Below are 24,257 nucleotides of genomic sequence, written 5' to 3' on the forward strand. Positions count from 1 at the left end.
CCTATCGAAGGAATCACCTTGGCCATCAGCACCATCGACCCGAACACCGCCCTCATCGTCGTCGACCTCCAGGCCGGCACCGTGCGCAACCCGACGGTGCACCCCGTCGAGGGTGTCGTCGCCAACGCGGTCGCGCTGCTCGCCGCCTTCCGCGCGCGCGGTCTCCCCGTCGTGATCGCGAACGTGGACGGCACGGCCGCGGGGCGCTCCGAGTACGGGGGAAAGGCATCCGTATGGCCCGCCGAGATGTCGGCGCTCGTCCCGCAGGTCGTGCCGGCGGCCGACGAGATCGTCGTCACCCGTCGCGCCTGGAGCGTCTTCGCCGGCACCGGCCTGGCCGCGCGGCTGGCCGACATCGGCGTGACGCAGGTGGTCATCGTCGGACTGGCGACGAGCTTCGGCGTGGAGTCGACCGCGCGCGACGCCTACGACGCGGGCTACAACGTGGTCGTGGCGATCGACGCCATCACCGACATGCGCGCGGAGGCGCACGAGAACAGCGTGCTGCGCGTCTTCCCGATCCTGGGCGAGACGGCCACCACGGTCGAGATCGTCGCGGTGCTCGAGGCACAGTGAGTCGCGGTCTCCGCCGGCGCTACGCCGGCTCGACCACGCTGCGCTCGCCGGGTATGCCGCGTCCGACGAGGGTCGGATGTCGCGTGCCCCCGATCCACTCGCGGTAGCCGCGGAACGCGACGGGCACCCCGCGTGCGACGGCGAGGTCGGCGCTGTCCATCAGCTGTACGTGCACGTGCGGCTGGGTCGAGTTGCCCGAATTGCCGCACTGCGCCAGCTGCTGTCCGGTGACGACCGTGTCGCCCACGGCCACCCGCAGCGTCCCGGTACGCAGGTGCACGAGGGCGGCGAATACGCCGCTCTGCCGCAACTCCAGCACGACGTGGTTGCCGGCGACCGCGGTCGGGCCGAGCCGCACACGCGCCGCCTGACCGAGGGCGTACGGCAACAGGGCGAGCTGGGACCGCCGCGCCTCGTGGTCGGGCTCGCCGTCGTGCACCCCGACCACCACGCCGTCGACCGGCGCGAGGATGGGCCTGCCGAACGAGAAGAACCGGTCGGGCGGCTCGGTGTGCAGCAGCGTGCGCCAGTCGGTGTGCGCGGCGTCGCGGTGCCGGTCGTCCACCCCGACGAAGTCGATGGCGTAGCGCTGGCCGAGCAGGTCGATGCCGTGACTCGGCACGCGCCGGGCAGGACTGTTCATCGCGAGCCAGCGGCCGGCGAAGGGCAGCGCGATCTCGACCGGCACCGGTCACGAGAGCCCCGTGAGCTTGCGCTCGAGCGTCGCGCGCTCGGCGGAGTTGTCGCAGAGCGCGATGGCGGAGCCGAGGGCCGCCCGCGCCTCGTCGGAGCGTCCCAGCCGCGCGAGCAACTCGCCCCGGATGGCGGGCACCACGTGCGAACCGGGCAGCTCCGCGCGCGCGACGAGTGCGTCGACGAGGTGAAGCCCGGCGGCCGGGCCCTCGGCCATCGCCACCGCGACGGCCCTGCCGAGTTCGACGACGGGCGACGGGGCCAGCCGCGCCAGGGCCTCGTAGAGAATCACGATCCGGGCCCAGTCGGTTGCGTCGACCGAGGGTGCGACCGCGTGGCACTCGGCGATCGACGCCTGCAGTCCGTAGGCGCCGAGCCCGCGGCCGGGGGTCGCGGCGCGGGCCAACGCGGCACGCCCGCGTCGGATCGCCGCGCCGTCCCACAGCCCCCGGTCCTGGTGCTCGAGCAGGACCGGCTCGCCCGACGCGTCGAGTCGGGCGGGAAACCGGGCCGCCGTGAGTTCGAGCAGCGCGAGCAGCCCGAACACCTCGGGCTCGGGCGCGAGCCGCACCAGCACGCGGGCGAGTCGACGTGCCTCGTCGGACAGCCCGGTGCGCATCCATTCGTCTCCGGATGACGCATGCGAACCCTCGGTGAAGATGAGGTAGACCACCTGCAGCACCGACCCGAGGCGCTCGGCGACCTCGGTCGCGGCCGGAGCGGCGAACCGCACCCGCGCCGCGGCCAGCGTCTTCTTCGCCCGGGTGATGCGCGCCTGCACCGTGGGCACGGGGACGAGGAACGCCTTGGCGATCTCGGCGCTGGTGAGTCCGCCGACGACGCGCAGTGTCAGCGCGATGCGTGCTTCCCTCGGCAGGATCGGATGACAGGCGATGAACATCAGCGCGAGCACGTCGTCGTCGACGGCCTGCGGGTCGAACAGGGTGTCGGCGCCGGCGACCTCGTCGTCGAGCTCGCGGGCGAGCAGCGCGTATCGGGCGTCGCGAGCGGAGCGCCGGCGGAACGCGTCGATAGCCCGACGTCGGCCGACGGTGAGCAGCCACCCGGTCGGGTGGGCGGGCACACCGTCGACCGCCCAGGACACGAGCGCCTCGGCGAGTGCCTCCTGCGCGAGATCTTCGGCGAGCGGGAAATCGCCGGTGTACCGGGCGAGGGCGCCGACGATTCGGGCGGACTCCATGCGCCACACCGCCTCGACGGCCGCCCTCGCCCGGGTCTCGCTCACGGGGCTAAAGCTGTCCCGTGCGCTCGCGCCATTCGCGCTCGCGCTGCACGAACTCGTTGTCCTGCGGGAACTCGTCGATGCCAGGCACCCGGCGGATCTCGACCTTGGCACCGTCCATCTGCGGCATCCGTTTCGCCCATTCGACCGCTTCCTCCTGCGAGGCGACGTCGAGGATGTAGAAGCCGTTGAACAGCTCCTTCGTCTCGCCGTAGGGGCCGTCGGTGACCACCGGGGTCTCGCCACTGAAGTCGACCACGACGCCGTTCTTCGCTTCATCGAGTCCCTCCGCCGCGAGCATCACGCCCGCTCGGATGAGCTCGTCGTTGAATCTGCCCATCGTCTCAAGCATCTCGTTGAAGTCGACGTTCGCGAACTTCTCAAGTAGCTCATCGGTCGCCCTCATGATCAGCATGTACTTGGCCATCTCGTACTCCTTCGTTCGTCGGTGGTCGCCTGTCGACCTTCTCACCCGGAGGTCGAACGGCGCCACGCCCAATCGACAGTCGCGGCGGTGAATTCTCGCGCCCTGGCCGCTTTTACGCTGGCAGAGTACGCGACTGGTGCGATGTCGGAGGTGCCCAATAAAGTACGGGGGCAGGCGACAGTCGATCAACCGTTCAGCGCCCCATCGATTCACTCTGGAGACGAGACCCAATGCTGGGAAAACTTCTTGTGCGCTACTTGCGTCCGTACCGCACCCAACTGATCGGCGTGCTGGTCTTCCAGTTCGTCGCGGCGCTCGCATCCCTCTACCTGCCCACGCTCAACGGCAGCATCATCGACGAGGGCGTCTCCACGGGCGACACCGGTTTCATCTGGTCTACCGGGCTGCTGATGCTCGCCATCTCGCTCGGCCAGATCACGGCGTCGGTCATCGCGACGTATTTCGCCGCGCGGGCCGCGATGCAAGCGGGACGCGACATCCGAAACGACGTCTTCGAACGCGTGAGCGCCTTCTCCGAGCGTGAGGTGTCGCAGTTCGGCGCCGGCTCGCTCATCACCCGCAACACCAACGATGTCACCCAGGTGCAGATGCTGGCGATGATGGGGGCCACCATGCTGGTGTCGGCGCCGCTGCTCGCCATCGGCGGCATCATCATGGCCGTGCGTCAAGACATCGGGCTCAGCTGGATCATCGCCGTCGTCGTACCGGTGCTGCTGCTCATCGTCGGCGTGATCATCAGCCGCATGGTGCCGCTGTTCCGGCTGTTCCAGAAGCGCCTCGACGCGGTCAACCGCATCATGCGCGAGCAGCTCACCGGCATCCGGGTGGTGCGGGCGTTCGTGCGCGAACCGATCGAAGAAGAGCGGTTCGAGGTGGCGAACACCGACATCATGGACGTCGGCCGTCGCGTCGGTTCGCTCTTCGTTCTGCTCTTCCCGCTCGCGATGCTCGTGCTCAACGTCACCGTGGTCGGCGTGATCTGGTTCGGCGGCATCCGGGTCGACGCGGGCGAGATCGAGATCGGCACGCTTTTCGCGTTCATGCAGTACATCGGGCTGATCCTCGGCGGCGTGCTTATGGCGACGTTCATGACCATCATGATCCCGAGGGCGGCCGTCTCGGCGGAGCGCGTCAGCGCCGTGCTCGCGAGCGAGACCACGCTCGTGCGTCCCACGACTCCGGTCACCGAGTTCCCGACTCCCGGAACGGTGGAGTTCCGCGACGCGGGCTTCATCTACCCGGGCGCAGAGAAGGGGGTCCTCGGCGGCATCAGCTTCGCCGCGGGCCGCGGCGAGACCGTCGCGATCGTCGGATCCACGGGCGCGGGCAAGAGCACGCTCGTCTCGCTCATTCCCCGCCTCTTCGACGTGACCAGCGGCGCCGTGCTGGTCGGCGGCGTCGACGTGCGCAGCGTCGAGCTCGACCTGCTCTGGACGACGATCGGTCTCGTACCGCAGCGGCCGTTCCTGTTCACCGGCACCGTGGCATCCAATCTCCGCTTCGGACGGGAAGACGCGACCGACGACGATCTCTGGCGCGCGCTCGAGATCGCCCAGGGCCGCGACTTCGTCGAAGAGATGGACGGTCAGCTCGAGGCCCGCATCGCCCAGGGCGGCACCAACGTGTCGGGCGGTCAGCGCCAGCGGCTCGCGATCGCGCGTGCCATCGTGCACAACCCCGACATCCTGGTCTTCGACGACTCGTTCTCCGCGCTCGACCTCACGACCGACGCCCGGTTGCGTCAGGCGTTGTGGCGAGAACTGCCCCATGTCACCAAGATCGTCGTGGCCCAGCGGGTGTCCACGATCACCGACGCCGACCGCATCGTCGTGCTCGACGACGGGGCCATGGTCGGCGTCGGCACCCACGACGAACTGCTCGTCACGAGCGAGACCTACCGCGAGATCGTCGGATCCCAGCTCGGAATGGAGGCCAGCGCATGAGCAAGACAGCACCCGTCGCTCCCGAGCCCAGCGAAGACGAGAAGCGCGAGCTCGAGCTCGCCGAGAAGGCGCGCATCGCCTCCGACTCGTGGGACAGTGTCGCCCCCGGCAAGGCGGCCAACTTCGGCGTCAGCTTCCGTCGGCTCATCGGCCTGCTGCGGCCGCACGCGTTCGCGTTCGCGTTCGTCTCGCTGCTCGGCACGATCAGCGTCGTGCTCACGGTCCTCGCACCCCGCGTGCTCGGCGAGGCGACCAACATCATCTTCGAGGGCTTCATCTCGGCGCAGCTGCCCGAGGGGATCACCAAGGCGCAGGCCGTCGAGCAGCTGCGCGCGGCCGGCCAGGGCGACCTGGCCACGATGGTCGGCGCGATGCAGATCACCCCGGGCGAGGGCGTCGATTTCGCCCGCCTCACGCAGGTGCTCGTGCTCGTGCTCGCTCTCTACATCGTGGCGTCGGTGCTCGGCTGGCTGCAGGGCTACGTCATCAACGTCATCATGGTGCGCACGATGTGGCGCCTGCGCCAGTCGGTCGAGGCCAAGATCAACCGCATGCCGCTCTCGCACTTCGACAAGGTGCAGCGCGGAGACCTGCTGAGCCGCGTCACCAACGACATCGACAACATCACCCAGACCATGCAGCAGTCGCTGTCCGGCGCGCTCACCGCGCTGCTCACCGTGGTCGGCGTGCTCATCATGATGTTCTCCATCTCGTGGCAGCTCGCCCTGGTCGCGCTCGTGAGCCTGCCGCTGATGGCCGTGATCTTCGGCATCATCGGCCCGAAGTCGCAGAAGGCGTTCGGCATCCAGTGGCGCAAGATGGGCCTGCTCAACGCGCGGGTCGAGGAGTCGTTCTCGGGTCACGCGCTGGTCAAGGTCTTCGGCCGCGAACAGGACTCGCACGAGAAGTTCCGCGCCGAGAACGAGGAGCTCTACCAGGCCAGTTTCAAGGCCCAGTTCCTCTCCGGCATGATCATGCCGGGCATGATGTTCATCGGCAACCTGTCGTTCGTCGGCATCGCCGTGCTCGGCGGGCTTATGGTCGCGAGCGGCCAGCTGCGCCTCGGCGACGTGCAGGCGTTCATCCAGTACTCGCAGCAGTTCACCCAGCCGCTCGCCGAGCTCGGCGGCATGGCGGCGGTCGTGCAGTCCGGAACCGCCTCGGCCGAGCGCGTCTTCGAGCTGCTCGACGCCGACGAGCAAGATCCGGATGCCACGGACGCCCCCGAACCGGTGGTGGGCGACGGCACGATCGTCTTCGACCACGTCGCGTTCTCGTACAACCCGGCGCACCCGCTCATCCGCGACCTGTCGTTCTCGGTGAAGCCCGGTCAGACGGTGGCGATCGTCGGCCCGACCGGCGCGGGCAAGACCACGCTGGTCAACCTGATCATGCGGTTCTACGAGCTCGACGGCGGTCGCATCCTGCTCGACGGCCAGAACATCGCCGACCTGCGCCGCCGCGACGTGCGCTCGCGCACCGGCATGGTTTTGCAAGACCCGTGGCTGTTCGCCGGCACCATCCGGGAGAACATCCGCTACGGGCGTCAGGATGCCACCGACGACGAGGTGGCGGCGGCGGCCCATGCCACCTACGTCGAGAGGTTCGTACACTCGCTACCCGACGGCTTCGACACCGTGCTCGACGAGGAGGCGTCGAACGTCTCCGCCGGCGAGAAGCAGCTGATCACGATCGCCCGGGCGTTCGTCGCCCAACCCTCGGTGCTCATCCTCGACGAGGCCACCTCGTCGGTCGACACCCGCACCGAGCTGCTGTTGCAGCACGGCATGGCGGCGCTGCGTAGAGGCCGTACCTCGTTCGTGATCGCCCATCGACTGTCGACCATCCGCGACGCCGACCTCATCCTCGTGATGGAGGCGGGCGACATTGTCGAGCAGGGCACCCACGAGCAGCTCATCGCTCGCGAGGGCGCCTACTTCCGGCTCTACAACTCGCAGTTCGAGGGTGCCTCGACCGACATCGACGAGGAGTTCCCGCAGCTGGATGTGCAGGAGCCCGACTCCGTCGACGCCACGCGGCTCGTGCCCGGCGCATTGGAAGAAGATCGTGTGATCGAATAGCGGGTGGCCGGCGGCGGGCATGTAACGATTGCTCACATGCAATCAAAAGACCGTCATGACCTGCCCGCCACCGGCTCCGCGAAGGGTGTGGCGATCGACCTCGGCATCGGGGCGGGTGCGGCGTTTCTCGGTCTGCTGGCCTGGCTGGTGACGGGCGCGCGACTCCCGCTGCAGAACCTGTGGGCCACCGGCACCCTGCCCGACGACATGCCGCTCGTGCTGCTGCCGTTCAGCCAGTACGCCCTGGGTCTCATCGTGTCGGTGATCGTTGCCGGCTCGGCGATCGCCGGGGCCGTCGCACGCGTATTGCGCGCGCGAAAGCGGCCGCGCGGCGTGCCTGCCATCGCGGCCGGCGCGGTGATCGTGTACTTGGTCGCCCTGGTGCAGACGTGGGTCTCGGTGTCGGCCGGGCTGCTCCCCGGGACCGCCTCGGTCGTCTACCTCGCCGCGCTCGTCGGCGGCACGGTAGCTGCAATCGTGCTGGGCGTCGTGGTGTTGTTGCTCATCGCACGGGCCCCCGCCCCGGGTCTCGCCGTCGGCGTGACGATCGTCGCGATCGTGATCGGGGCGTCGATGAACGGCGTTGTGCTCCCGTTCGGCCTGTCGGTCATCGAACCCCAGGAGCTCGCCCGCGGATTCGCGCAGTGGATTCCCGCCATCGGGGTCGGTGTCGCGCTCGCGTGGTCGGGGTTCGGCACAGTCGGCCGCGCACTAGCGGCGGCGGGCAGCCTGCTGCTGCTGTGGCTCGGCCCGGCCGCGTTCACGGCTATCGCGGCCGCGGCGGGCACGCGCGTGCTGGCCGGGTACCCGACCGAGATGGCCGAGTTCGCCGGTCAGGTTTTCGTGTCCCTGCTCGGCTCGCCGCGGGAGTCGCTCGTGCAGGTGGCGATCGCGATCGTGACCATGCTGGTCGCTCTCGTCGCGTTCCGTGTCATCCGAAACCGTCGCGCCCTCGACGCGGCGTCCTAGCCTTCGGCTCGACCTGCCTGTGAGCGGGCTGTGGGTGCCGACCCGACCGGGAACTTCCAGCCGTACCTCTGCGTTGTACCCGTCGTAGGCCAGGCACACGGCAGCCAGCCGCGACCGCCTACGATTTACACGTACTCGTTTACGAGCAGAGAGGCCACACGATGAGCGCAACATTTGAGAAGGCAACGCTGGCAGGCGGCTGTTTCTGGGGCGTCGAAGAGCTGGTGCGCAAGCGCGAGGGCGTCATCTCCACTCGCGTCGGCTACACCGGCGACCCGAATACCCCCAACGCCACCTACCGCAGCCACGGTGACCACGCCGAGGCGATCGAGATCACCTTCGACCCCGAGCGCACGAACTTCCGTGAGCTGCTCGAGTTCTTCTTCCAGATCCACGACCCGTCGACGAAGGACCGCCAGGGCAACGACCGCGGCCGCAGCTACCGCTCGGCGATCTACTACGCCGACGCCGAGCAGGAGCGGGTCGCCCGCGACACCATCGCCGATGTCGACGCCTCGGGCATCTGGCCGGGCCCGGTCGTCACCGAGGTCGAGCCGGTCGGCGACTTCTGGCTCGCCGAGGAGGAGCACCAGGACTACCTGCAGAAGTACCCCGAGGGCTACACCTGCCACTACGTGCGTCCCGGTTGGAAGCTGCCGCGACGCGAGCAGGTCGCGAGCTAGTCAGCCATAACGACGACGGCCGCCATCCCCTCGGGGGTGGCGGCCGTTTCGCGTTCGGGGGGAGCTGATGTCGCACCCGGGGCGTACCGTGGAAAAGGTGAACAGCTGCGGAATCGTGCTCGACTCGGGGCTGCCGTGCGCCCGGCCGACAGCGGCGGGCACCCCGCTCAACCTCTGCCAGCACCACCTGCTGGCCGCCCACGACTGGGTCGCCGGCGAAGTCGGGGTCACCGATGTGCTTCCGTCGCCGTGCCTGGCCTGCGGGTCGCGGCTGGGGGTCCAGTACCCGTCGGGGTGGCTCTGCGCGATCTGCGAGTGGAAGGTCGGCGACTCCGCCGACCCCGAACACGTGGCGGTGGTCAGGGTCGATGTCGTCTACTACCTGCGCTTCCGTGATCAGATCAAGATCGGTACATCCGGCAACCCGCGCCAGCGGTTCGCGAGCCTCCGCTACGACGAAGTGCTCGCCTTCGAACGCGGCGACCGAACCCTCGAACAGCGCAGACACGTGCAGTTTGCCGACCACCGTCTGGCGAAGTCGGAGTGGTTCGCCGCACACGATGCTCTCGCCGAGCACATCGAGGTGTTGCGGGCGGGTGTGGATGACCCGTGGTCGCTGTACGCCCTGTGGAGGAGCCAACGGCTCGCGCTGCTCGCCTGAACCGCCACCAACATTATCGGGAGAGGTGCGCAAGGCCTCGAAAGGAATTCATCAACTACCTACCGTGAGTGCATGGCAAAAGAGACTGGCGAAAAAGCAAGCAAGCGCGCGCGGACGGCGCCCGACCCCGACGATCCGCGCAAGCCCGACGAGATCACCGAGATCGACAAGCGCTCGTGGATCTACGTGATGAAGAAAACAATGCGCGAGTTCGGTGCCGATCAGGCCACCGACCTCGCCGCGGCCCTTACCTACTACGGCGTGCTCGCGATCTTCCCCGCCCTTCTCGCGTTCGTCTCGCTCATCGGGCTCTTCGGCGATCCCGCGAAGACCACCGACACCCTGCTCGACCTGGTCGGCGGCCTCGTGCCCGCGACCACCCTCGACGCGATCAAGGGGCCCCTCGAGAATCTCGCGAAGTCGCCGTCCGCCGGGTTCGCCTTCGTCGCCGGCATTCTCGGCGCACTGTGGTCGGCCTCGGGCTACGTCGGCGCCTTCTCGCGGGCGATGAACCGCATCTACTCCATCCAGGAGGGCCGCCCGTTCTGGAAGCTGCGCCCCGTCACGTTGCTCGTCACCGTGATCGCGATCGTGGTCGCGGTAATCGCGGCGCTGCTCATCACCCTTTCCGGCCCGGTGGCCGAACAGGTGGGACAGGCGCTCGGTGTCGGTGAAACCGGTCTGGTCATCTGGAACATCGCGAAGTGGCCGATACTCGTGTTCCTCGTCGTGCTGATCATCGCCGTGCTGTACTACGCGACCCCGAACGTGAAACAGCCGAAGTTCAAGTGGATGAGCCTGGGTGCGCTCGTCGCCCTCGTGGTGTGGGTCGTGGCATCCGCCCTCTTCGCCTTCTACGTCGCCAACTTCTCGAGCTACAACCAGACCTACGGTTCGATCGGCGGGATCATCGTCTTCCTGCTCTGGATCTGGATCTCGAACATCGCGCTGCTGTTCGGGGCCGAACTCGACGCCGAACTCGAGCGGGGCCGCCAGCTGCAGGCCGGTATCGAGGCGGAGGAGACGATCCAGTTGCCGCCGCGCGACACCAAGAAGAGCGACAAGATCGAGAAGAAGCACGAACAGGACGTCGCGGACGGCCGCGAACTCCGTGAGAGCGCCAGCAGCAACCGCGACGACGGCGAAGAGTCGCGCGACCGGCGCAGACGCGACCGGGAGCGGTAACCCCCGGTCGCGTCATCGGGCGCCGGCCGTCAGCGGCGCAGGCCGCGCACGATGAGCGCCACCGCGACCGTCGCCAGCGCGGTCGGGCCGATCACGATGAGCGGGTCGATCCAGGCGTGCTTGGTGTCGGCGCGGCCGCGGCCGAACCGAGAGCCGATCGGGTGGTTGCCGAATTCGGCGCGGATGCCGGTCTCGGTGATCGGGTTGTCGGGCTGGCCCTCGAAGACCGACCGCACCCGGCTGCCGGCAACGTCGATGCGGTCACCCACGATGAGCAGCAGCCAGTGCGCGGCGCGCGCTTCGCTGAAGCGCTCGTAGGCGTAGCGGCGGACGACCCCCGAGACGCCGTGCAGGGGCGCCGACGTGCCGAAGACCGGCGGCAGCTTGGCGTGCTCGATCGAACGCTCGCGAGGCTGCAGCTCCGGCTGGTTCTCGGGGATGACCCAGTGGGCGCCGGTGGGCAGGTCGGTACGCTCGCGGGGGACCGAGGGGCGGTCGGCGGGGTCGAGGTCGGCACCCCAGCCGGGGATGCGGGCGCGCAGCTCGTCGGACGAGGGGCGGCGGTGTTCGTCGGCGATGTAGGGCATCGTCTTCTCCTTAGTCGGTGGTGATGACTGTCTTGATGCAGTCGTCGAGCTTGGCCGAGAAGAGGTGGTACCCCTCGGCGATGTGTTCGAGCGGGATGCGGTGAGTGATGATGTCGCGGGGCGAGAGGCGGCCGGCCTGGATGTGCTCGAGCAGACGCGGCCACTGACGCTTGGCGGGGGCCTGGTTGGTGCGGATGGTCAGCCCCTTGTTCATGGCGTCGCCGAACTTCACGGCGCTGAACAGCGGGCCATAGGCGCCCATGACCGAGACCGTGCCGCCCTTGCGCACGGCGTCGATGCCCCAGTTCAGCGCGATGGGCGAACCGCCCTGCAGCTTGAGCTTGGCCGCGGTGATGTGCTGCAGCAGGTTGCCGTCGGCTTCCGCGCCGACCGCATCGATCACGACGTCGGCGCCGAGCCAGTCGGTCTGCTTCTTCAGCTCGACCACCACGTCGTTCACCTCGGTGAAGTTGATCGTCTCGGCGAACGCGAACTCGCGGGCCTTCTGCAGGCGGTAGTCGAGGTGGTCGACGACCACCACACGCCCGGCGCCCATGAGCCACGCGGAACGGGCGGCGAACAGCCCGACCGGGCCGGCCCCGAACACGACGACGGTGTCTCCCTCGACGATGTCGCCGAGCTGGGCCCCGAAGTACCCGGTGGCGAGCGCGTCCGTCATCATCAGGGCGTCTTCCTCGTGCAGCCAGTCAGGAATGATCGACGGCCCGACGTCTGCCAGCGGCACGCGCACGTACTCCGCCTGGCCTCCGTCGTAGCCGCCCGACGTGTGGGAGTACCCGTAGATGCCGCCGACCGCCGTGGCGTTCGGGTTCACGTTGTGGCAGTTGGAGTACAGGCCCTTCTGGCAGAAGTAGCAGGTGCCGCAGTAGATGTTGAACGGCACCATCACGCGGTCGCCCACCCGCAGGTTCTGCACCGACGGGCCGACCTCGTGAACGACCCCGATGAACTCGTGCCCGAACGTCGAGCCCACCCGGGTGTCCGGCATCATGCCGTGGTACAGGTGCAGGTCGGATCCGCAGATCGCGGCCCGGGTGACACGCACGATCGCGTCGTTGGGGTGCTCGATCTTCGGGATGTCTTTCTCTTCGACGCGGACCTTGTACGGCCCCCGATACACCATCGCCTTCATCGGCACTGCTCCTTACGTCGGTGGTGGAGCCGCCGGACGAGCGCGGCTACCCATCGAGTTGACAGCGCGAATTTCGATAATCACAGGGCTTGCCATCGAGGCGCTGTTGCAGCACAGACCTGCCGATCGGCCCGCGCGGGCAGGAGAGTGTAATCGAGTCGTCCGCGTGGCGCCGCAAAATCGGCAGATTCGCGTGCGATCTCGGCAGTGGTTACCTTTGCCGGATGACGACACACGAAGCCGCCACCCGTCCCGTCGAGACCGGGGTCAAACGAGACATCACCGGCAAGATGCTCTACCTGTTCATCCTCGGAGACGTACTCGGCGCCGGTGTCTACGCGCTGGTCGGCCAGATCGCCGGCGAGGTCGGCGGCGTGACCTGGGCGCCGATGCTCGTGGCCCTCGTGCTGGCGCTGCTCACCGCGGCGTCGTACGCCGAACTCGTCACCAAGTACCCGCACGCGGGTGGCTCCGCGGTCTTCGCCGAACGCGCGTACAAGACGCCCGTCGTGTCGTTCCTCGTCGGATTCTGCATGTTGGCGGCCGGCGTCGTGAGCGCCTCCGGTCTCGCTCTCGCCTTCGCGGGCGACTACCTCGCGACGTTCATCGACGTGCCACCCGTCGTCGGCGCCGTCATCTTCCTCGCGGCGATCGCCGCCCTCAACGCGCGCGGCATCAAGGAGTCGGTGCGCGCCAACCTCGTGATGACGATGATCGAGACGACCGGCCTCGTGCTCGTCGTCGTCGCCGTCAGCGTGATGCTCTCGGGCGGAAACGGCGACCTGGGCCGCGCGGTGCAGTTCGAGTCAGGAACCGCGCCGGTCGTCGCGATCTTCGGCGCAGCGCTCCTGGCCTACTACTCGTTCGTCGGCTTCGAGACGAGCGCCAACGTGATCGAGGAAGTGAAAGACCCGAGCCGCGTGTACCCGAAGGCACTGTTCGGCGCCCTGCTCACCGCCGGCGTGCTCTACGTGCTCGTCGGCACGGCGGCCTCCGTGGCGCTCCCCGCCGACGAACTGACCGAGTCGACCGGCCCGCTGCTCAGCGTCATCGAGGCCACCAACACCGGAATCCCGTCGTGGCTGTTCAGCGCAATCGCGCTGGTGGCCGTCGCGAACGGCGCGCTGCTCACGATGATCATGTCGAGCCGCCTCGCCTACGGCATGGGCAAGCAGGGTCTCATCCCCTCCGCGTTCTCGAAGGTGTTGCCGCAGCGCGGAACGCCGTGGGTCGCCATCGTCGTGACCACGGTGCTCGCCATGCTGCTCACCGTCACCGGCAGCATCGAGACGCTCGCCGAGACCGTCGTGCTGCTTCTGCTGTTCGTGTTCCTCAGCACCAACGTCGCGGTGCTCGTGCTGCGGCGCGACAAGGGCGAAGAGAAGCACTTCCGCGCCTGGACGGCGCTACCCGTGCTCGGTGCCCTGTCGTGCATCGTGCTGCTCACCCAGCAGAGCGGCGAGGTGTGGCTGCGCGGCGGAATCATCATCGCGACCGGCGCCGTGCTCTTCGCGGTGATGCGACTCGTCCGTCGCAACCGCAAAGGCGCCGACGTCTAGTCGCGGACGAGGTCGGCGGTGTCTATCGTGCGCCGCACCGCGCCGTCGGCCACGGACCGAAGGGTCATGCCGTTCCGACGCGCGTACGCGCGCAACGTATTGAACGCCGCCGCCATCGAGAGCCCCTCGCCCTGGGCGAGCACGCCCTTCGCCTGCTCGATCAGAATGCGCGTGTCCAGCGCGAGGTGCAGTTGCTCCTTGATCACGAACGGGTTGCGGAAGTTGCGCTCGTGCAGGATCCCGAGAACGGCGATGTCCGCGAGCGCCTGGGCGATCTTGCCGTCCTTCTCCGAGAGTGGTCCGAGGTCGGCGCTGAGCAGATTCATAACGCCGACCACCTCCGATTTCAGCCGCATGGGCACGGCGTAGGTCGAACGGAAACCCTGGTCCAGAGCCGTGCGGTGAAACTTCGGCCACTTCTCGGCGACCGTGTCGATGTCGGCGACCGCGACCGGGGCGGCGGTGTCGAAGCAGTCGATGCACGGCCCCGCCCCCGCGGCGATGATCATCGTCTCGACGACCGCCGCCTCCTCGCTCGTCGACGCGACCAGCTCGAGATCACCCGCCGGATCGACGAGGAGTATGCCGCCGGCCTCGATCCCCAGGATGTCCGTGCAGTCGTTCAGCAGCGTCGATAACAGGTCCACGATGTCGTAGTCGTTCATGAGCGCGTCGCTCATAGCAACGAACGCCTCGTTGATCTTCTCTTCTCGGGTCTTCGCGTACATCAGGCCTCCGTCGTGTGATCTTTCGATTGCGAAAAATCGAGTCGACGTGAAACGACGTCGCGGGCGACGTCACGAAGGCTGACTCCTCTGGAAAAAGCGTACGCGCGCATGCGTGCTAACGCATCGGTCGCGGTCGTATCCAATTGCATCAGCGCCATTCCCGTGGCCTGATGCACCTCCCGACGCGTTTCGATCGGGGACTCCCCGTCGGGTTGCTCGTCGTCGGCGAGCAGGATCGCCTGACGCAGAGCGGGCCCCGCTATGGCCCGCCCGAGCGCGGACCCCATGTCGACGGCGTCCGCGTCGAGGTCGCCCGCTTCGGTGCGGTAGCAGAGGACGGCGCCCACGCTGGCGGCGCCGAGGGTGAGGGGGAAGACGAACACGGCGGCGGCATCGAGCTCGGAGGCGTGCGAGGTGAACATGGACCATTGGCCGGCGTCCGTGACATCCGGAATCAACACCGGCGTCGCCGACGCGACGCAATCGAACATGGGTCCGTCGCCGAGGTCGAAGTGGATTTCTTCGAGACGGGCGGATGTCGCGTCGCTGGCGTGTATCACCGACGACTTGACCTGCTGGTCGAGCACGGAGATCGCCACGCCCGTCACGGGCAGGAGGTCGATGAACGGAGCCGCGAGCCTCTGGCCCACGGCGGTTACCGCCGGTTCGGCGCTCATCCCGCGATATTACCGCCGTGGCTCCGCGGCGGCTACTTAAACGACCGCAGTTCGGCGAGAGCGGCGGGATAGTCGGCGAGGCACAGGGCCGCCCCGTGACGCTCTACCTCGTGCAGTACCCCGTAGTCGAACGCGCTGGGCTCGGAGCCGGCCGTCTCGCGCAGGTGCTGCTGCATAAGCATGCTGTCGCGGTGTTCGCCGAGGAGGTCGTGCACGGCCTCGGCCGCCGCCGCGAACTTGCGCGTCTTTTTGCCGAACACCGCCGCGTCGCCCTGGCTCACGGCCTCCGCCGCGTAACGCAGCCGCTTCGCCGCCTTGCGCACGTCGTGCAACAACAGCACCCGCTCGTCTTCGGAGTCGGCCCGGCGGGCGGCCTTCGCCCTCGTGAGCACGCGGTGCAGGTCGGCGTGGAGGGCGGGCGGCACGGCGTCGGAGACCGTCTCCATGGCGTCCGCGGTGAGGGCCGGCCGCGCGACGAACGCGTCGAGGTCGTCGAGCAGGCTCAGCCAGCGCTCGCCATCCAGCTCGGTGACCGCCCGGGCGTGCGCGGTCGCGTACTCCTCGGCGAGGGCGCCCGGCAGGCGCTTCACATCTCTCGACTGCGGCTCGTGATCCTCCAGTAGCGATCGCGCCCGGTCGCGCATGACCTCGGCGTCGCGCGCCTCGCCGAGCGAGGTGCCGACCTCCCGCAGCCGGTCGCGCAGCGGGTCGGTGACCTCGCGGTCGAAGACGGAACGGTAGCTGGCAAACAGGCTGCGCAGACGACGGATGCGGGTACGCAACTGGTGCACGGCGTCGTGCTCGTCCCCCCGCACCAGCGGATCGATGCGGGCGAGGTCGTCGACGAGGGCGCCCACCGCGACGAGGAGTACCGCAGCCGCCGGGCTCGACGCGTCGAGATCGGGCGCCGCGGCATCCGAGGCCCCTGAACCACCGTCGAGGTCTGTGCGACCCAGAGCGGTCGCGAGCTTCGACCGGCTGGCCGAGGGGGTGGCGCCCGCGGACACGAGTCGCTCCTCGACCGCGTCCAGCAGTGTGCTGCGTTCGCTCGCCGAACCGGGGGCGCCGTCGAGCAGCTCTACCTCCCACTCGCGCCATAGCCGCAGTGTGCCGCTCGTCGCGTCGGTGGCCGACACCCGGTCGTCGGCGACCTCGAGCAACGGCGCGCCCTCGTCGGTGACGAGGTGCGTGAGGGAGCGATGCGTGCGCAGCCGGGCGATCACCACGAGGTCGCGGCCGCGCACGCGCGAGCGCACCTGGTCGACGACCTCCCGCGGGGGAGCGTCGTCGTCGGTGAGCGGCCAGTGCAGCTCGGTGCGACCCTCGGCCGCCGGGAGCTTGATGTGCCAGCCCTCGTCGCCACCACCGCGTCGACGGCGCAGCACGATACGGTGGGCGGCCAGATCGCCGTTCTCGGTGTCGAAGTACTCCGCCTCGAGCTCGGCTTCTCCGGCCGGTTCCACCGCGGCGATCTCCGACAGGTCTGGCAACACCGCTTTCTCGTCGACGTCGTACTTGCGCTCGATCTCGGTCTGCGTTGTCATCGTCATGCCCTCCGTTCTACCCCTTTCGGTTCGCCGCCGCCTGCGAATGTGGAGACCCCGTTCGCGGGTTAGCCTCTAACTGTGCTGACTGCTTCTCTCCCCACGTCCGAAATGTGCGCGATGTTCGGTGCCGTACCCGAGGGCGTCGAACTGGTGCCGTGGTCGCTGGCATCCGCGCCCGACCGGGCCGAGCAGATCGACGCGGTTCTGGTGCCGAACCGGTTCGACTTCCAGGTGGGCGACCCGGTGCTCCAGGGCCTGCCGAACCTCAAATTCGTGCAGCTCACGAGCGCGGGCTACGACCACGCGCTGCCGTTTATACCCGAGGGCGCCGTCGTGAGCAACGGACGCGGCATCCACGACGACGAGACGGCGGAGCTCGCCGTCGGCCTGCTGCTTGCATCCTTCCGCGGCATCGACGTCGCGATCAAGAACATGAAGACCCGACAGTGGAACACGGTGTTCCAGCCGTCGCTCGCCGACCGTTCGGTGCTGCTGGTCGGCTACGGCTCGATCGGCAAGGCCATCGCGGCGCGCTTGGAGCCCTTCGGCGTCACGATCACCGCCGTCGCCCGCACCGGCCGCGTCGACGGCTCGCGCACGGTGCACCCGATGTCCGACCTGCGCGGGTTGCTGCCGCGCGCGGAAGCGGTGATCCTGTCGGTGCCGCTGACCGAGGAGACGCGGCGTCTGGTCGACGCGGAGTTCATCGACCTGCTGCCGCGCGGCGCCCGCATCGTCAACGTCGCCCGCGGAGCCGTCGTCGACACGGACGCCCTCGTGGCCGCCCTCACCGCCCGTCGCGTCTTCGCCGCGCTCGACGTGACCGAACCCGAGCCGCTGCCCGAGCGTCACCCGCTCTGGGCAACGCCGAACACGATCATCACGCCGCACGTGGGTGGGCACACGACCGCTACCCAGTCGCGCACGCTCGCTCTATTCCGCCGACAGATCGAGGCGCTCGCCGAGGGGCGGCCGCTCGAGAACGTCGTCAAGAGCTGAGGCGCCCGCACACGGTCGGCTCCGGTTCGGGTCAGCCATCGGTGGGCGGGGTGCCTCCGTCGGGCGGGGTGCCTCCGCCCATGCCGCCGCTGGCGGCCTGCTGCTCGGCGCTGTTGGCGTAGTCGTTGCTCGGGTCGCGGTAGACGGTGTGCACGTGGCCCCACCCGGAGGTGCTCACGCCGTCGACATCCGCTCCCGCGGATCCGTTCTGCGCCTGGAAGGAGACATAGACGTTCGGGCCGGAGATGGAGAAGTTGATGCCGTCGCCGGAGCTCATGTCGTAAGTCGTCTCGCCGGACCAGGCGATGACCGTCTCGTCGAGGGTGGCCTCGATCTCCGCCCGCGTGGTCGCGGCGCTCTCCTCATCGGCCATGCCGGACCAGTTAGCGATCAGATCGAGCAGCAGTTCCCGCTGCTCATCAGTGAGGTCGGAGCCCAGCAGTCCCGAGCCGGTGGTGAACTCGCAGGTGTCCCCGGGCGCGCAGCTCGTTACCTCTCCCGAGGTCAGCGTTGCCTGCTGCTCCGCAGTGAGGGCGTCGTAGAACGCGAACGCATCGGTGTAGATGCCGTCGAAGGGCTGCACCTCGGTGCCGTCGGCGGCGGTATAGACGGCGGGCTGGACGCCCAGGTGGGTGGGCGCGAAAGTGATCGCCTCGGCAGAGCCGTCGAGGGTGGCGTTGATGCCGAGGTGGTGGCCGCCGAACTGCACCTCGTAGGCGCTCGTGTCGGAGGCGTCGCCGAAGAACGCGATGTAGTACTGACCGAGCGAGCCTTCGGTGCTGCTGCTGTTCTCGAGCAGGTACTGGTCGCCGCCGATGATGTTCGCGACGGTCTCGTAGCCTTCGTCGCTCAGCAACGCCTCCATGACCTGGAGGGCGGCTACCTGCTGCTCTTCCGTGAGCTCGGCCACGTTCAGGCCCGCGCGATCGACGAAGGTGACGGGGAAGTTCGACCAGGAGGTTGTCTTCGTCTCGTCGTCGTAGTCGTAGGTGACCGTCTCGACCTGATCTTCCGTGAGGGTGGCCAGGAACGCGTCGACGGCGGCCGTGGTGTTCGAGATCGTCTCCGCCGTCGTTCCGACCGTCGAAGTCGTCACCTCCTGCGACGCCGACGCGACCGTGGCACCGGTGCTCGAGGCCGCGGTCCCCGAGGCGTCGGTCGTGCCGCTCGCGCACCCGGCCAACAGGAGGCCCCCGACGACGAGCATGCTCGTTCCGAGAAGGAAGCTGGTGCGTCGCGGGCGCTTGTTCGTGTCCGTGTTTTTCGTCATGCCGCGATCATCCTGGGCGTTCCTATGCGATCCCGATGAGCAACCAAAGGAGTGACAGTGAACGAGGCGCGCGTCGGCGACTCGATCGTTTCAGGGCATCGACGAGAATGGCCGCATGGACGTGACGACCCGAGATGCCGCAGTCGACGAATGGATGCGCGCGCTGAGCGAATCGACGGGGTCGCCGGGCGGCGGCGCAGGTGCCGGGGTGATGCTGGCCATCGCGGCGTCGCTCACCTCCATGGTCGCCGGCTACAGCGAGCCGGCCCCGGGCGATGAAGGCACGCTCGAGGCGATCCTCGACCGCTCGCACGCGCTGCGGGAAGACGCCCTCGATCTCGCCGACGAAGACTCGACGGCGTCCAAGGCGTTCGGCGCCGCCTTCCGTCTGACGAAGGGGGAGGAGCGCGACGAGGCGATCCGACACGCTTCGATCGCGGCGGCCGAGACGTCGGCCGCTCTGGGCAGCCGCGCGGTCGAAGCGATCGGCGATCTGGCGTGGCTCGGCGAGCACGGCAACCGATCCCTGGTCGCCGATGTCGTCGTCGCGTGCGGGGCGTTGCGGGCCGCCATCGCCGGCGCGCGCACGAACGTCAGCTTCGACCTCGGCACTCTGACCTCGACGGGGAAGACGCTCGCGCAGGTGCAAGACGACAACCCGGCGCTCTGGGCGTCGGTGAAAAGATTCGACGACGGGCTGGCCCGCATCGACCGTATGGCCGCCGCGCTCGATCCGAGAGCGGCGCCGACCGACGCGGCCTAGAGCGTGTCGTTAGAGGACGTCGCCCAGTCCGTCATCGGCGGGCCACGGTTCCGAAGCCGAGACAGCGCGTGACGGTGCGGTGAGCATTTCCATCTTCTCGTTCATGTACTCGACGCCTTCGCCGTTTTCGGGTTCGGGCAGGGGCGACAGCGTCGACTCGGCCATGAGGCTGATGCCGGCGCCGAGGACGAAGCTCGTCACGATCAACTCGCCGTCTGAGGCGATCACGTTCAGCGATATGGCTTCCGCCCGACCCTTGTCGGCGATGAACGCCGCGAATCTGACCAGGTAGTCTGCCGCTTCGTCGCCGAGGAGCACGGACTTGTCTGAGTAGGTCACGAGTTTCATCACCCCACGGTAGGCAGACGTTGACGACTTGTCGATTCTCGCCGGAGCCTTGACGCGCCCACACAGGTGGGTCAGGGTTGCACGGCCTCGCGCGGTTCAGCCATTCCGCCGGAACATCACCATCCCCGCGTGGTAGAGCACGTCGTCTCGGAATTCGCCGTCGGCCGAAAACCCGGTGTCGTCGCGGTAGTAGATCATCGATCCCTCGACCCGGTAGTCGCCGGTGTAGGCCCCTTCCCGATTTCCCCTGGCCTCGGTGTACCGGCCTCCGGGCAGCAGCCGCTGCCGGATGCGGCCGTCGGCGGTCACCCAGAGTCCGACGAACGGGTGAGTGGCGACAGGCGTGGCGGTCACAGTGCGACCACCCGACGGGTGATGTCATCGCGCGAGCGCACGACCTCGTCGCGCAGGGCGTCGATGTCTTCGCCGACCAGCGTTCCCGCCCATTTGCGTGGGTTGCCGGCCACGAGCACTGCCTCGATGTTGCGCGCGTCCGCGCCCAGAACGAGGGTGCCGATGGCGTCGTTGAGTGGCATGTTGTTGATGTCGTCGGCACTGACGATGAGGATGTCTGCCGCCTTGCCGGGCGTGAGCGAGCCGGTGACGTCGCCCAGAGCGTTGGCTTTCGCGCCCTGTAGCGTGGCGAAGTCGAGCACATCCCGGGTACCGATGCGGCTCGAAGTCTCGGCGGTGCCGTATACGTGGTTTGCGGCGCGCATCCGCTGGATCGCGTGCAGGGCGCGCATCTGCGTGAACATATCGCTGGCAAGGGCGACCTCGACGTCGATGCTCAGACCGGGGCGGATGCCGACGGCCAGGGCCTCGTCGACGGCGGGGATCGCCGTCTCCAGCCCGATCTGGGCGTCGGACGTCGGGGCGAGCGAGACCGTCACGCCGGCATCGCCCATCGCCGCCCACGCGTCGCGGGCGAGACCGGTCGCGTGGATTAGTGTCAGAGTGTCATCCAGAACCCCCTGCTCCGCCCAGCGCAGGATCGCGGCCGACGACGAGGGGCCGAAGACCGCGTCGATGCTCGTCCACATGCCGAGGTCGCGTGCGATGGCCGCCAGTTCGGGGCCGTAGGCGATGGCCGGTCCCGCGATCTCGTCGGTCGAGAGGGCGGCGAGCCGCAGGGTGACCAACCCGTCGTTGGAGCCATGGAATGCGTCGACCATGCGTTCCAGGTCGGCCGGCCATTGGTGGTCCCAGTCGCCGAAGTGCGGGCCCATAGACGCGTGCACGCCGCGGATGCCGGTGTCGACCAGAGCATTGATGGCCGCGTCGGAGTGCGCGGAAGTGCGAGAGTTGTGCGAGAAGTCGAGCATCGTGGTGATGCCGGAGTCGAGGGCGGTGAGCGCAGCGAGACGCGTGCCGACGTACATGTCGTGCGGTGTGTAGCTCGGTGCGATGCCCGCGAGCGTCGACATCACGTACTCGCCGAGATCGTTGACGTCGGGGATGCTGCGGCGCAGCTGCGTCTCCCACGCATGACGGTGGCTGTCCACGAAACCGGGGCTGACGATCGCGCCGCGCGTGTCGACGACGAGCGCCGAGGCGGCGATTGCGGCATGCTCCGGGTGCGTTCGCAGATCGGGGCCGACGGCGACAATGCGGGTTCCGAGGATGAGTACGTCGCCGGCGTCGAGGTCGGGTACGCCCGGGTCCATGGTGACGACGGCGCCGCCGCTCAGCAGGATCGGCCTGCGGGCCGAACGGGCCGCGACGATGTCGGTGAGAGAGAGGATGTGACGGGTGGGCATGATTCGCCTGCTTTCGATTGGCGGGTGGGTCGGCTTCAAGACTGTGCCGGCGCCGGTATCCGGAACAGGTCGAGCCGTGCCGGGGTGCGCCACGGCCTGCCTCACGACGTGTCGAGCAAGTACGGTCGAGGCATGAGTCACACCGACCTCGGCACCTTTCTCACGGCGCGACGCGGCCAGGTCGCGCCCGATGACGTGGGGCTGATCGCCCAACCGGGCCGCAGGGTGTCGGGCCTGCGCCGCGAAGAAGTGGCCATGCTCGCGGGGGTCAGCGTCGACTACTACACGCGACTCGAGCAAGGGCGGGAGCGGAATCCCTCGCCGTCGGTGCTGAACGCGATCGCCAATGCGTTGAATCTCGACGCGGATCTGCGCGACCACATCTTCCGCCTCGCCGATCTGGCGCCGTCGCCGCTGCAGCCGGCGCACGACTCTGTCGACACCTCGCTGACGACGCTGCTCGCCTCGTGGTCGCACACGCCGGCCCTGATCATCAACAGACAGCTCGACGTGCTCGCTCACAACGACCTCGCGGCGGCCCTCTACTCCGACTTCCGCGCGGTCGACAACATCGTGCGCATGACTTTCCTCGACCCGGCCGGACGCGACTTCTTCATCGACTGGCCTCGGGCGTCGGAAACCTGCGTGGCGAATCTGCGTCTCGCGCTGGGACACGCGAGCAGCCACGAGGCGGTACTCGCGCTCGTTGCGGAGATGCTCGCGTCCAGCGCGGAGTTCCGGCTGCTCTGGGAGAGGCACGACGTGCGAGGCAAGACCGGAGAGGCCAAGGCGTTCCGCCATTCCGAAGTCGGTGAGCTGCTGCTCGACTACACCGCCTTCGACGTGAGGAGTGCGCCCGGTCAACAGCTCGTGGTCTATCAGGCACCGCCGGCAACCCCGAGCGCCGACAAGCTGCACCTGCTCGGCTCGCTGGCCGCGACGGCGAAATCGCCCCGATAGCGCGTTACGCCTGCATGGCGATAGTCCACAGTGCCGACCGCGGCGACGGCTGGAAGATCGAGCGACTGGTGCAGCACATCAGGTCGCTCGACGGCAACACGGACGCGCCCGCGCAGGCCATGGCCGCGCGCAAGCGGAGGCGCAGAGTCGAAACGACACGGTCTGAGTCGGTCGTCTTCTCCCCTCAGCGCTGCTCGACGCCGATCCAGCCCACGTAGGGCATGCCTGTCGGTCCGCGCGTCGACGTGAACCAGGAGTGCGCCGCCTTCGCCGCCGACATGAGCGTGCGGTAGTACCCGATCACCGCGCCGTCGGCATTCGTGACGCGGTAGCCCAGCTCTGTGCCGCGCCTGACGAAGTCGATCGTGGCGTACCGCTCGTCGAGCGGACCGATCATCGACCACGTGCCGACGGGTCCTTCGCGGATATTCATGATCGGGTGCCAGGCGGAAATCGGGTGCTCCTCGTCGTACGAAGCATCCGGCCATGCTCGATCAGCGTACGGGCGGGCGCCGACAGAGCCGGCCCGATCAGTCGAGGTGGCTCAGGACGGAGTCCGCCACCTCGCGCGGTCGCTCACGGGTCAGGAAGTGGCCCGCGCCGGCCAGCTCGACGAGTTCACGACCCTGGGCGAAGAGACCAGCGTTCGTGCGGGCCGGAGCGAGGGTCTCGCACCCGTCGTCGGTGCCGATCAGGAACGTGGCGGGCACGTCGATGACCGGCCAACCATCGAGAACGCGCTGGGAGGCTTCGTAGACGGGCGACCCGGGCGCCTCGCCGATGCCGTGGCGGTAGTAGTGCACGACGTCGTCGGCGAACTGGTCGTTCTCGATCGAGCCGAGCACCGCGTCCAGCTGCGCTGACGACACCGCGAGGCCCGGCGACCATTTAGCCCACGCCCACCGCACCAGCGCGGCGGGATCGCGTCGGAACGCATCCGCGCCGACCGAGGTGCACAGCCAGTAGCGGTACCAGGCCACCGCCGCGTCATCCAGCTTTTCGTCCTCCGTCAGTCCCGCTCCCGGTCCGTACGCGGTCGACAGGGTGACCAGACCGGTGACCCGGCCGGGCTCGAGCACCGCGACGGCGTGGGCGGCGCGCGCGCCCCAATCGTGTCCGACGAGAACGAACGGCTCGAGGTCGAGGGCGGCGGTCAGGTGCAGAACGTCCGTCGCGAGTGCGGCCACCTGCGCCGATCTGGCGGCCGGGTCGGTGACACGGCTTCGCCCCACCCCGCGCAGGGTGGGGCGGATGATTCGGCACCCCTCCGGCAGAAACGCGACCACGTCATCCCACGTCGCCGCGACGTCGGGGAAGCCGTGCAACAATACGACGGGTCGGCCGTCCGACGGTCCGTCGTCGAGGTATTCGATCTCGGCGTGTTCGGTCTGGATCAGGGGCATGGCCGGATTCCTATCGAGGTG

General features: G+C 68.5%; 25 protein-coding genes. 11 read left to right on the top strand and 14 right to left on the bottom strand.

What is annotated here, in order from left to right:
* Positions 1-18 precede the first annotated feature (18 nt).
* Positions 19-576, top strand: a complete 558-nt coding sequence (locus tag IEV96_RS14880; RefSeq protein ID WP_188511530.1) for a cysteine hydrolase family protein — start codon at positions 19-21, stop codon at positions 574-576.
* 19 nt (positions 577-595) lie between these two features.
* On the opposite strand, the gene IEV96_RS14885 is transcribed toward IEV96_RS14880, so the two are convergent.
* Genes IEV96_RS14885 through IEV96_RS14895 form a run of 3 tightly spaced genes read right to left on the bottom strand, consistent with a single transcriptional unit; the run spans position 596 to position 2,939 of the window.
* Positions 596-1,264, bottom strand: a complete 669-nt coding sequence (locus IEV96_RS14885; protein ID WP_229733439.1) for a M23 family metallopeptidase — start codon at positions 1,262-1,264, stop codon at positions 596-598.
* A gap of 3 nt (positions 1,265-1,267) precedes the next feature.
* Entirely contained in the window at positions 1,268-2,515 is a 1,248-nt protein-coding gene (locus tag IEV96_RS14890; protein ID WP_229733440.1) for an RNA polymerase sigma factor, read from the bottom strand.
* Positions 2,516-2,519: 4 nt separating this feature from the next.
* Positions 2,520-2,939 (bottom strand): YciI family protein, encoded by a 420-nt coding sequence (locus tag IEV96_RS14895; RefSeq protein WP_188511531.1) that lies wholly within the window; start codon positions 2,937-2,939, stop codon positions 2,520-2,522.
* 230 nt (positions 2,940-3,169) lie between these two features.
* Between IEV96_RS14895 and IEV96_RS14900 the strand changes: the two genes are divergently transcribed.
* From IEV96_RS14900 to IEV96_RS14925, 6 genes are all read left to right on the top strand, one after another.
* The gene (locus IEV96_RS14900) at positions 3,170-4,903 is read left to right on the top strand and encodes an ABC transporter ATP-binding protein (RefSeq protein ID WP_188511532.1); all 1,734 of its coding nucleotides are present in this window, start codon (positions 3,170-3,172) and stop codon (positions 4,901-4,903) included.
* Positions 4,900-6,984 carry an ABC transporter ATP-binding protein gene (locus IEV96_RS14905; RefSeq protein ID WP_188511533.1) on the top strand — a complete coding sequence of 695 codons (2,085 nt, stop codon included), beginning with the start codon at positions 4,900-4,902 and terminating at the stop codon, positions 6,982-6,984. The genes IEV96_RS14900 and IEV96_RS14905 overlap by 4 nt, the downstream gene beginning before the upstream one ends.
* A gap of 36 nt (positions 6,985-7,020) precedes the next feature.
* Positions 7,021-7,953, top strand: a complete 933-nt coding sequence (locus IEV96_RS14910) for a hypothetical protein (RefSeq protein WP_188511534.1) — start codon at positions 7,021-7,023, stop codon at positions 7,951-7,953.
* Positions 7,954-8,114: 161 nt separating this feature from the next.
* Complete coding sequence (gene msrA / locus IEV96_RS14915) at positions 8,115-8,636, top strand: peptide-methionine (S)-S-oxide reductase MsrA (RefSeq protein ID WP_188511535.1); 522 nt, start codon at positions 8,115-8,117, stop codon at positions 8,634-8,636.
* Between the two features lie 97 nt (positions 8,637-8,733).
* Positions 8,734-9,297: a GIY-YIG nuclease family protein gene (locus IEV96_RS14920; RefSeq protein WP_229733441.1), complete on the top strand. Its 564-nt coding sequence runs from the start codon at positions 8,734-8,736 to the stop codon at positions 9,295-9,297.
* A 72-nt stretch (positions 9,298-9,369) separates the two neighbouring features.
* On the top strand, positions 9,370-10,482 hold the full coding sequence (locus tag IEV96_RS14925) for a YihY/virulence factor BrkB family protein (protein ID WP_188511536.1): 1,113 nt from the start codon (positions 9,370-9,372) through the stop codon (positions 10,480-10,482).
* A gap of 29 nt (positions 10,483-10,511) precedes the next feature.
* Here the strand turns inward: IEV96_RS14925 and IEV96_RS14930 are convergent, their stop codons facing one another.
* Positions 10,512-11,069: a hypothetical protein gene (locus IEV96_RS14930; RefSeq protein WP_188511537.1), complete on the bottom strand. Its 558-nt coding sequence runs from the start codon at positions 11,067-11,069 to the stop codon at positions 10,512-10,514.
* A gap of 10 nt (positions 11,070-11,079) precedes the next feature.
* Entirely contained in the window at positions 11,080-12,222 is a 1,143-nt protein-coding gene (locus IEV96_RS14935) for a zinc-dependent alcohol dehydrogenase (RefSeq protein ID WP_188511538.1), read from the bottom strand.
* 224 nt (positions 12,223-12,446) lie between these two features.
* Between IEV96_RS14935 and IEV96_RS14940 the strand changes: the two genes are divergently transcribed.
* Positions 12,447-13,781 (top strand): APC family permease, encoded by a 1,335-nt coding sequence (locus IEV96_RS14940; protein WP_188511539.1) that lies wholly within the window; start codon positions 12,447-12,449, stop codon positions 13,779-13,781.
* Here the strand turns inward: IEV96_RS14940 and IEV96_RS14945 are convergent.
* From IEV96_RS14945 to IEV96_RS14955, 3 genes are read right to left on the bottom strand one after another with little or no spacing between them, the layout of a single operon-like run.
* Positions 13,778-14,509 (bottom strand): GAF and ANTAR domain-containing protein, encoded by a 732-nt coding sequence (locus IEV96_RS14945; RefSeq protein WP_188511540.1) that lies wholly within the window; start codon positions 14,507-14,509, stop codon positions 13,778-13,780. The two genes, IEV96_RS14940 and IEV96_RS14945, sit on opposite strands and share 4 nt — an antisense overlap.
* The gene (locus IEV96_RS14950; RefSeq protein WP_188511541.1) at positions 14,509-15,186 is read right to left on the bottom strand and encodes a GAF and ANTAR domain-containing protein; all 678 of its coding nucleotides are present in this window, start codon (positions 15,184-15,186) and stop codon (positions 14,509-14,511) included. Before IEV96_RS14950 ends, IEV96_RS14945 begins: the two co-directional genes overlap by 1 nt.
* A gap of 32 nt (positions 15,187-15,218) precedes the next feature.
* Positions 15,219-16,730, bottom strand: a complete 1,512-nt coding sequence (locus IEV96_RS14955; protein ID WP_188511542.1) for a CYTH and CHAD domain-containing protein — start codon at positions 16,728-16,730, stop codon at positions 15,219-15,221.
* Between the two features lie 81 nt (positions 16,731-16,811).
* Here IEV96_RS14955 and IEV96_RS14960 point away from each other — a divergent pair, with 81 nt between their 5' ends.
* On the top strand, positions 16,812-17,732 hold the full coding sequence (locus tag IEV96_RS14960) for a 2-hydroxyacid dehydrogenase (RefSeq protein WP_188511543.1): 921 nt from the start codon (positions 16,812-16,814) through the stop codon (positions 17,730-17,732).
* A gap of 31 nt (positions 17,733-17,763) precedes the next feature.
* On the opposite strand, the gene IEV96_RS14965 is transcribed toward IEV96_RS14960, so the two are convergent.
* Positions 17,764-19,002, bottom strand: a complete 1,239-nt coding sequence (locus IEV96_RS14965) for a DUF3500 domain-containing protein (protein ID WP_188511544.1) — start codon at positions 19,000-19,002, stop codon at positions 17,764-17,766.
* Between the two features lie 115 nt (positions 19,003-19,117).
* On the opposite strand from IEV96_RS14965, the gene IEV96_RS14970 reads away from it, so the two are divergent.
* Positions 19,118-19,765 (top strand): cyclodeaminase/cyclohydrolase family protein, encoded by a 648-nt coding sequence (locus tag IEV96_RS14970; protein ID WP_188511545.1) that lies wholly within the window; start codon positions 19,118-19,120, stop codon positions 19,763-19,765.
* Between the two features lie 9 nt (positions 19,766-19,774).
* On the opposite strand, the gene IEV96_RS14975 is transcribed toward IEV96_RS14970, so the two are convergent.
* From IEV96_RS14975 to IEV96_RS14985, 3 genes are all read right to left on the bottom strand, one after another.
* Complete coding sequence (locus IEV96_RS14975) at positions 19,775-20,113, bottom strand: hypothetical protein (RefSeq protein WP_188511546.1); 339 nt, start codon at positions 20,111-20,113, stop codon at positions 19,775-19,777.
* Between the two features lie 96 nt (positions 20,114-20,209).
* Positions 20,210-20,467, bottom strand: coding sequence for an Atu4866 domain-containing protein (locus IEV96_RS14980; protein ID WP_188511547.1), 258 nt, complete (start codon positions 20,465-20,467; stop codon positions 20,210-20,212).
* Positions 20,464-21,873, bottom strand: coding sequence for an amidohydrolase family protein (locus tag IEV96_RS14985; protein ID WP_188511548.1), 1,410 nt, complete (start codon positions 21,871-21,873; stop codon positions 20,464-20,466). The genes IEV96_RS14980 and IEV96_RS14985 overlap by 4 nt, the downstream gene beginning before the upstream one ends.
* Positions 21,874-22,005: 132 nt before the next feature.
* Here IEV96_RS14985 and IEV96_RS14990 point away from each other — a divergent pair, with 132 nt between their 5' ends.
* Positions 22,006-22,833: a helix-turn-helix domain-containing protein gene (locus tag IEV96_RS14990; RefSeq protein ID WP_188511549.1), complete on the top strand. Its 828-nt coding sequence runs from the start codon at positions 22,006-22,008 to the stop codon at positions 22,831-22,833.
* 184 nt (positions 22,834-23,017) lie between these two features.
* Here the strand turns inward: IEV96_RS14990 and IEV96_RS14995 are convergent, their stop codons facing one another.
* Together IEV96_RS14995 and IEV96_RS15000 are read right to left on the bottom strand one after the other, a co-directional pair.
* Complete coding sequence (locus IEV96_RS14995) at positions 23,018-23,266, bottom strand: hypothetical protein (protein ID WP_188511550.1); 249 nt, start codon at positions 23,264-23,266, stop codon at positions 23,018-23,020.
* Between the two features lie 97 nt (positions 23,267-23,363).
* Complete coding sequence (locus IEV96_RS15000; protein WP_188511551.1) at positions 23,364-24,236, bottom strand: alpha/beta fold hydrolase; 873 nt, start codon at positions 24,234-24,236, stop codon at positions 23,364-23,366.
* Positions 24,237-24,257 lie beyond the last annotated feature (21 nt).

The sequence above is a fragment of the Conyzicola nivalis genome (genome assembly GCF_014639655.1).
Lineage (GTDB): Bacteria > Actinomycetota > Actinomycetes > Actinomycetales > Microbacteriaceae > Conyzicola > Conyzicola nivalis.

Excerpts from the sequence above, each read along its gene's own strand:
- IEV96_RS14895 (WP_188511531.1), bottom strand. The coding sequence starts at position 2,939 with ATGGCCAAGTACATGCTGATCATGAGGGCGACCGATGAGCTACTTGAG.
- IEV96_RS14900 (WP_188511532.1), top strand. The coding sequence starts at position 3,170 with ATGCTGGGAAAACTTCTTGTGCGCTACTTGCGTCCGTACCGCACCCAA.
- IEV96_RS14905 (WP_188511533.1), top strand. The coding sequence starts at position 4,900 with ATGAGCAAGACAGCACCCGTCGCTCCCGAGCCCAGCGAAGACGAGAAG.
- IEV96_RS14910 (WP_188511534.1), top strand. The coding sequence starts at position 7,021 with ATGCAATCAAAAGACCGTCATGACCTGCCCGCCACCGGCTCCGCGAAG.
- msrA (WP_188511535.1), top strand. The coding sequence starts at position 8,115 with ATGAGCGCAACATTTGAGAAGGCAACGCTGGCAGGCGGCTGTTTCTGG.
- IEV96_RS14925 (WP_188511536.1), top strand. The coding sequence starts at position 9,370 with ATGGCAAAAGAGACTGGCGAAAAAGCAAGCAAGCGCGCGCGGACGGCG.
- IEV96_RS14930 (WP_188511537.1), bottom strand. The coding sequence starts at position 11,069 with ATGCCCTACATCGCCGACGAACACCGCCGCCCCTCGTCCGACGAGCTG.
- IEV96_RS14935 (WP_188511538.1), bottom strand. The coding sequence starts at position 12,222 with ATGAAGGCGATGGTGTATCGGGGGCCGTACAAGGTCCGCGTCGAAGAG.
- IEV96_RS14940 (WP_188511539.1), top strand. The coding sequence starts at position 12,447 with ATGACGACACACGAAGCCGCCACCCGTCCCGTCGAGACCGGGGTCAAA.
- IEV96_RS14945 (WP_188511540.1), bottom strand. The coding sequence starts at position 14,509 with ATGTACGCGAAGACCCGAGAAGAGAAGATCAACGAGGCGTTCGTTGCT.
- IEV96_RS14950 (WP_188511541.1), bottom strand. The coding sequence starts at position 15,186 with ATGAGCGCCGAACCGGCGGTAACCGCCGTGGGCCAGAGGCTCGCGGCT.
- IEV96_RS14955 (WP_188511542.1), bottom strand. The coding sequence starts at position 16,730 with ATGACAACGCAGACCGAGATCGAGCGCAAGTACGACGTCGACGAGAAA.
- IEV96_RS14965 (WP_188511544.1), bottom strand. The coding sequence starts at position 19,002 with ATGACGAAAAACACGGACACGAACAAGCGCCCGCGACGCACCAGCTTC.
- IEV96_RS14970 (WP_188511545.1), top strand. The coding sequence starts at position 19,118 with ATGGACGTGACGACCCGAGATGCCGCAGTCGACGAATGGATGCGCGCG.
- IEV96_RS14975 (WP_188511546.1), bottom strand. The coding sequence starts at position 20,113 with ATGAAACTCGTGACCTACTCAGACAAGTCCGTGCTCCTCGGCGACGAA.
- IEV96_RS14985 (WP_188511548.1), bottom strand. The coding sequence starts at position 21,873 with ATGCCCACCCGTCACATCCTCTCTCTCACCGACATCGTCGCGGCCCGT.
- IEV96_RS14990 (WP_188511549.1), top strand. The coding sequence starts at position 22,006 with ATGAGTCACACCGACCTCGGCACCTTTCTCACGGCGCGACGCGGCCAG.
- IEV96_RS14995 (WP_188511550.1), bottom strand. The coding sequence starts at position 23,266 with ATGAATATCCGCGAAGGACCCGTCGGCACGTGGTCGATGATCGGTCCG.
- IEV96_RS15000 (WP_188511551.1), bottom strand. The coding sequence starts at position 24,236 with ATGCCCCTGATCCAGACCGAACACGCCGAGATCGAATACCTCGACGAC.